10 protein-coding genes are annotated in these 6,456 nt (G+C 62.6%); 1 reads left to right on the top strand and 9 read right to left on the bottom strand.

Going from position 1 to position 6,456, the window contains the following annotated elements:
* The 9 genes from rpsC to tuf form a co-directional block, all read right to left on the bottom strand.
* Window positions 1-509 (bottom strand): 30S ribosomal protein S3 (rpsC, locus tag EOA22_RS21265; RefSeq protein ID WP_127390202.1); only part of this gene is annotated, 509 nt, incomplete at its 3' end.
* Window positions 509-898: a 50S ribosomal protein L22 gene (gene rplV, locus EOA22_RS21260; protein WP_006205462.1), complete on the bottom strand. Its 390-nt coding sequence runs from the start codon at window positions 896-898 to the stop codon at window positions 509-511. The genes rpsC and rplV, both read right to left, overlap by 1 nt.
* 2 nt (window positions 899-900) lie before the next feature.
* Window positions 901-1,179, bottom strand: a complete 279-nt coding sequence (gene rpsS, locus EOA22_RS21255) for a 30S ribosomal protein S19 (protein ID WP_006205463.1) — start codon at window positions 1,177-1,179, stop codon at window positions 901-903.
* Window positions 1,180-1,195: 16 nt separating this feature from the next.
* Window positions 1,196-2,029, bottom strand: coding sequence for a 50S ribosomal protein L2 (gene rplB, locus EOA22_RS21250; protein WP_013531425.1), 834 nt, complete (start codon window positions 2,027-2,029; stop codon window positions 1,196-1,198).
* 22 nt (window positions 2,030-2,051) lie between these two features.
* Window positions 2,052-2,345 carry a 50S ribosomal protein L23 gene (locus tag EOA22_RS21245; RefSeq protein WP_013531424.1) on the bottom strand — a complete coding sequence of 98 codons (294 nt, stop codon included), beginning with the start codon at window positions 2,343-2,345 and terminating at the stop codon, window positions 2,052-2,054.
* Window positions 2,342-2,962, bottom strand: a complete 621-nt coding sequence (gene rplD, locus EOA22_RS21240) for a 50S ribosomal protein L4 (protein WP_013531423.1) — start codon at window positions 2,960-2,962, stop codon at window positions 2,342-2,344. Before rplD ends, EOA22_RS21245 begins: the two co-directional genes overlap by 4 nt.
* A complete protein-coding gene (gene rplC, locus EOA22_RS21235; RefSeq protein WP_013531422.1) occupies window positions 2,962-3,690 on the bottom strand; it encodes a 50S ribosomal protein L3 in 729 nt (242 codons plus the stop codon). The genes rplD and rplC overlap by 1 nt, the downstream gene beginning before the upstream one ends.
* 61 nt (window positions 3,691-3,751) lie before the next feature.
* Window positions 3,752-4,060: a 30S ribosomal protein S10 gene (rpsJ, locus tag EOA22_RS21230; RefSeq protein WP_010909272.1), complete on the bottom strand. Its 309-nt coding sequence runs from the start codon at window positions 4,058-4,060 to the stop codon at window positions 3,752-3,754.
* 69 nt (window positions 4,061-4,129) lie between these two features.
* Window positions 4,130-5,305, bottom strand: coding sequence for an elongation factor Tu (gene tuf / locus EOA22_RS21225; protein WP_013531404.1), 1,176 nt, complete (start codon window positions 5,303-5,305; stop codon window positions 4,130-4,132).
* 312 nt (window positions 5,306-5,617) lie between these two features.
* On the opposite strand from tuf, the gene EOA22_RS21220 reads away from it, so the two are divergent.
* The coding region (locus EOA22_RS21220; RefSeq protein WP_164755700.1) for a DMT family transporter at window positions 5,618-6,456 on the top strand (839 nt) is incomplete at its 3' end.

Raw genomic sequence — 6,456 nt, 5'->3', positions numbered from 1 at the left:
TCGCGATACCATTCCATACGCGCGATCTCAGCGCCGCCGAGGCGGCCGGCGCAGTTGATGCGGATGCCTTCGGCACCGAGGCGCATCGCCGACTGAACGGCACGCTTCATGGCGCGGCGGAACGCGATACGACGCTCGAGCTGCTGGGCGATCGACTGGGCGACCAGGGTCGCGTCGATCTCCGGCTTGCGCACTTCAACGATGTTGAGGTGCGTCTCGGACTTCGTCATCTCCATCAGCTTCTTGCGAAGCTTCTCGATGTCGGCGCCCTTCTTGCCGATGATCAGACCCGGGCGCGCGGCATGGATGGTGACGCGGCACTTCTTGTGCGGACGCTCGATCACGACCTTCGAGATGGCAGCCTGCTTGAGCTCCTTCTCGAGATACTTGCGGATCTTGATGTCCTCATGCAGCAGCTTGCCGTACTCGCCGGTGTTCGCGAACCAGCGCGAATCCCAGGTGCGGTTGATGCCGAGGCGAAGACCGATCGGATTGACTTTCTGGCCCATTATGCGGCCTCCCCTTTTTCTTCGACTTCACGAACGACGATCGTGAGGTGCGAGAACGGCTTCTCGATACGGCTGGCGCGACCGCGGCCACGGGCATGGAACCGCTTCATGACGATCGACTTGCCGACATAGGCTTCCGCCACGATCAGCGCATCGACATCCAGGTCGTGGTTGTTTTCCGCGTTGGCGATTGCCGATTCCAGCGTCTTCTTGACCGTGCCGGAAATCCGCTTGGCCGAGAATTCGAGATCGGAAAGCGCTGTCGCGACCTTCTTGCCGCGGATCAGCGCGGCAACCAGGTTCAGCTTCTGCGGGCTGATACGGATCGTGCGCAATACGGCGCGCGCTTCGTTATCAGCAAGCCTGCGCGGAGCTTTGGCCTTGCCCATGATTATTTCCTCTTCGCCTTCTTATCCGCGCCGTGACCGTAATAGGTCCGGGTCGGAGCGAATTCACCGAACTTGTGACCGACCATGTCCTCGTTCACCGAGACGGGAACATGCTTCTGGCCGTTGTAGACACCGAAGGTGAAGCCGACGAACTGCGGCAGGATGGTGGAGCGACGGCTCCACATCTTGATCACCTCATTGCGACCACCTTCACGAACCTTGTCCACCTTCTTGAGAAGGTAGCCGTCAATGAAGGGGCCTTTCCAAATCGAACGAGTCACTTGGCGTTACCTCTTCTTAGCTCTTGCGCTGATGGCGCGAGCGCAGGATGAACTTGTCGGTCGCCTTGTTGGACCGCGTCTTCTTGCCCTTGGTCGGCTTGCCCCAGGGCGAAACCGGATGGCGGCCACCCGATGTGCGGCCTTCGCCGCCGCCGTGCGGATGGTCGACCGGGTTCATGGTCACGCCGCGATTGTGCGGGCGCTTGCCACGCCAGACCGTGCGACCGGCCTTGCCGTCATTGATGTTGCCGTGGTCCGGATTGGACACGGCGCCAACAGTGGCCATGCAGGAGCCGTGAACGACACGCTGCTCGCCCGAATTGAGGCGCAGGATCGCCATGCCCTGGTCACGACCGACCAGCTGACCGTAACCACCTGCCGAACGGGCGACCTGAGCGCCCTTGCCCGGCTTCAGCTCGATGTTGTGGACGATGGTGCCGACCGGCATCGAAGCCAGCGGCATCGCATTGCCCGGCTTCACGTCGACCGATTCACCGGACACGATCTTGTCGCCGGGAGCCAGACGCTGCGGAGCGATGATGTAGGACAGCTCGCCATCCTCATACTTGATCAGCGCGATGAAGGCGGTGCGGTTCGGATCGTACTCAATGCGCTCGACCGTGCCGACGACGTCGAACTTGCGGCGCTTGAAGTCGATGATGCGGTACGAACGCTTGTGACCACCGCCGATGAAGCGGGCGGTGATGCGACCGTGATTGTTGCGGCCGCCCGACTTGGTCAGGCCTTCGGTCAGACCCTTGACGGGCTTGCCCTTGTAGAGGCCCGAGCGGTCGACGATGACCAGCTGACGGGTGCTGGGCGTTACCGGGTTGAATTTTTTCAGTGCCATTGTTCTGTCCTCGCGGCCTTGCTCAGAGACCCGTCGCGACGTCGATCGACTGGCCATCGGCCAGCGTCACAACCGCCTTCTTGACGTCGCTCTGGCGGCCAACCGTGCCACGGAAGCGCTTGATCTTGCCCTTGCGGACAAGCGTGTTCACGGCCATCACCTTGACGCCGAACAGCGCTTCGACGGCGGCCTTGATTTCCGGCTTCGACGCCTTCTTGGCGACGTTGAAGACGACCTTGTTCTGCTCGGAGGCCATGGTCGACTTTTCGGTGATCGCCGGCGAGACGATCACGTCGTAATGACGAAGGTCGGTCATTTAAAACGCTCCTCGAGAGCCTCGACGGCGGCCTTCGAAAGGACCAGCGTGCCGCGGCGCAGAATGTCGTAGACGTTGATGCCCTGGATGGGCAGCACGTCGATGTTGGGGATGTTCGTCGCCGCCAGCTTGAAGTTCTTGTCAAGCTCGGCGCCGCCGATCAGCAAAGCATTGGTCAGGCCCAGCGTCGCGAAATTCGCGATCAGCGCCTTCGTCTTGGCCTCGGTCAGCTTCAGCTCGTCGATGATGATGATCGACGCGCTCTTGGCCTTGGCCGAGAGAGCATGCTTGAGGCCGAGAGCGCGAACCTTCTTCGGCAGTTCGTGCTCGTGGCTGCGAACGACCGGGCCGTGGGCCTTGCCGCCGCCGCGGAACTGCGGAGCGCGTGCCGAATGGTGACGGGCGCGGCCCGTACCCTTCTGCTTGTACATCTTGGCGCCGGTGCGCGCGATCTCGGCGCGACCCTTGGTCTTGTGCGTGCCCTGCTGCTTCTTGGCAAGCTGCCAGCGCACGACGCGCTGCAGGATGTCTTCGCGCGGATCAAGGCCGAAAATCTCGTCGGAGAGTTCCACCTTGCCGGCGTCCTTGCCGCCCAGCGTTGTGATCTTGAGATCCATTATTCCGCTCCCTCTGTGGCCGGAGCCTCGTTCTTGGCGCCACTTTCGGCAGCAACGGCGCGGATCGCGGCAGGCTTCGGCGCATTGGCCGGCAGTGCCACCTTGGCCGCATCGCGAACCAGGATCCAGGCGCCCTTCGATCCGGGAACCGCACCGCGGATCAGGATCAGGCCGCGGTCGGCGTCGGTCGATACGATCTCGACATTCTGCGTGGTGACGCGGGTGTCGCCCATGTGGCCAGCCATATGCTTGCCCTTGAACACCTTGCCCGGGTCCTGGCGCTGGCCGGTCGAACCGTGCGTACGGTGCGAAACCGAGTTACCGTGCGTTGCACGGCCACCGCCCATGTGGTGGCGCTTGATGACGCCCTGAAAGCCCTTGCCGATCGTCGTGCCCGTCACATCGACCTTCTGGCCGGCGACGAAGTGCTCGACGGTGATCTCGGCGCCGACATCGATCATGTTGTCGGCGGAGACGCGGAACTCGGCGACCTTCGCCTTCGGCTCGACGGAAGCGGTCGCGAAATGGCCGCGCATCGCCTTCGACGTGTTCTTCACCTTGGCAAGGCCAACGCCGAGCTGAACGGCGGTGTAGCCATTCTTCTCTTGCGTGCGCTGGGCCACGACCTGGCAGTTCTCCATCAGGAGAACGGTGACGGGAACATGTTCCCCGGCATCGTTATAGATGCGGGTCATTCCCACCTTCTTTGCAATCACACCTGAACGCATCGGTTCAATTCCTTTAGAGTTCCGGGCCAGGGGCACCGCCCCTTACCGCGCTCTCATTCCCTTAGAGCTTGATCTCGACGTCGACGCCGGCGGCCAGATCGAGCTTCATCAAAGCATCGACCGTCTGCGGGGTCGGATCGACGATGTCGAGCAGACGCTTGTGCGTGCGCATCTCGAACTGCTCGCGGCTCTTCTTGTCGACGTGAGGCGACCGGTTGACCGTGAACTTTTCGATCCGCGTCGGCAGCGGAATGGGGCCGCGGACGTTTGCACCGGTACGCTTGGCCGTCGACACGATTTCCTTCGTCGAGGCGTCGAGCACGCGGTGGTCAAACGCCTTAAGGCGGATGCGGATATTCTGTCCGTTCATGCGTCACTTCCTTGTTCTGGCGCGGCGCGGGCAACTCCCGCGCCCGCGACAGATCGGTTTAAGTCCAAATTACTCTTTGATGGTGACGACGATGCCGGCACCGACGGTGCGGCCGCCTTCACGGATAGCGAAGCGCAGCTTCTCTTCCATGGCGATCGGCACGATCAGCTCGACATCGACCGTGATGTTGTCGCCCGGCATCACCATCTCGGTGCCTTCCGGCAGCGACACGATGCCGGTCACGTCGGTCGTGCGGAAGTAGAACTGCGGACGGTAGTTGGTGAAGAACGGCGTGTGACGGCCACCTTCGTCCTTGGTCAGGATGTAGGCTTCGGCCACGAACTTCTTGTGCGGCTTCACCGTGCCCGGCTTGGCCAGAACCTGGCCGCGCTCGACACCTTCACGATCAACGCCGCGCAGCAGCGCGCCGATGTTGTCGCCAGCCTGGCCCTGATCGAGCAGCTTGCGGAACATTTCCACGCCCGTGCAGGTCGTCTTGGTCGTCGGACGGATGCCGATGATTTCCAGCTCCTCGCCGACCTTGACCACGCCGCGCTCGACGCGGCCGGTCACGACCGTGCCGCGGCCCGAGATCGAGAACACGTCTTCGATCGGCATCAGGAACGGCTTGTCGAGCGGACGAACCGGCGTCGGGATGTAAGCATCGACCGCAGCCATCAGCTCGCGGATCGCGTCTTCACCGATCTTCTTGTCCGAGTCTTCGAGAGCAGCCAGAGCCGAACCCTTGACGATCGGAATGTCGTCGCCGGGGAATTCGTTCTTGGTCAGAAGCTCGCGAACCTCGAGCTCGACCAGTTCGAGCAGCTCGGCGTCGTCGACCTGGTCGACCTTGTTCAGGAACACCACGATCGACGGCACGCCGACCTGACGGGCCAGCAGGATGTGCTCGCGGGTCTGCGGCATCGGGCCGTCGGCAGCCGACACGACCAGGATCGCGCCGTCCATCTGCGCGGCGCCGGTGATCATGTTCTTCACATAGTCGGCGTGGCCGGGGCAGTCGACGTGAGCGTAGTGGCGGTTGGCCGTCTCGTATTCGACGTGAGCCGTCGAGATCGTGATGCCGCGCGCCTTCTCTTCAGGGGCAGCGTCGATCTGGTCGTAGCGCTTGTATTCGCCAAAATACTTGGTGATCGCCGCCGTCAGCGACGTCTTGCCATGGTCGACGTGGCCAATCGTGCCGATGTTCACGTGAGGCTTGTTACGCTCGAATTTACCTTTTGCCATTGTCTCTTTCCTTGGACGGCCCGGATCTTCAGTTCGGTCGAAGACCTTCAGTTCAGTCGAATGCGGGGCGATTAGCGACAAAGGCCAAAAAACACAAGCGTCTTTTGGCCGGGTGCCGTCTCACTCAGTCCGAACCATCGATCCGATTGCGGGGATGTGGCGCTGATATAGGAAGGCTCCGGGCAAAATGAAGGGGTAGCGGGCCGACCGATCGAGGCCGCGAAAGCGCCGGCTTGCTTGCCCGGCCCTGTCTGAATCATGGCCAGGCCATGGACCATTGCCGCCGCCATCCGCCTCTGATCTTGTGGCCGGATGCATTTCATCCCTGTCTCTATCCGCGGCCCGCTGTTCATGATCGTCTCGACGGGGTCGTATCTCGTCAACGATACAATGATGAAGCTCGCGACGGCGGGCCTGCCGTCTTATGAGGTGCTGTTTCTGCGGGGTGCCGCGGCGGCCCTCTGGGGCTTCCCGCTGCTGTTCGCGCTGGGCTACGGCAAGCAGATCCCGCTGATCTTCGACAAGCGCGTCCTGAGCCGGAACGTGCTCGAGCTGGCGGCGATCCTTTGCTATGTGGTCGCGCTCGCCAACATGCAGATCGCCGATTCCACCGCGCTCGGCCAGATCACGCCGCTCTTGATGCTGGTTGGCTCCTCGATCCTGTTTGGCGAGCGGATCGGCGGCCGGCGCATGGCGCTGATCGGGCTCGGCTTCGTCGGCGCGCTGATGGTGGCGCAGCCGACCATGCAAGGCATTTCGGTCTATGCCCTGCTGGCGCTCGGCAACGCAGCCCTTGCAGCGGCGCGCGACCTAGCCGGCCGGCGGGTCTCGGCCGAGGTGCCGGGGATGATCGTGGCGATTTCCGCCGTCGTGGTGGTGCTGATCGGCGCCGGCGCCGCGCATCTTGTTTCCGAGCGCTGGGTCATGCCCGGGGCGCATCACCTGCTGCTGATGGCAGGTGCTGGATTTTTCCTGATCTTCGGCCACTTCTTCATCTTCATGGCCTATCGCGTCGGACCGACCAGCGCCGTGGCGCCGTTCTACTATTGCTTCACCGTCTGGGCGGTCATTTCGGGCCTGCTGGTGTTCGGGCAATTCCCCAACACACTGGCGGTCTGTGGCATCCTGCTGGTCGTCGGCAGCGGGTGGAC

Source organism: Mesorhizobium sp. M7A.F.Ca.US.014.04.1.1, assembly GCF_003998745.1.
Taxonomy (GTDB): domain Bacteria; phylum Pseudomonadota; class Alphaproteobacteria; order Rhizobiales; family Rhizobiaceae; genus Mesorhizobium; species Mesorhizobium ciceri.
This window is presented reverse-complemented; position numbering and strand designations above follow the sequence as displayed.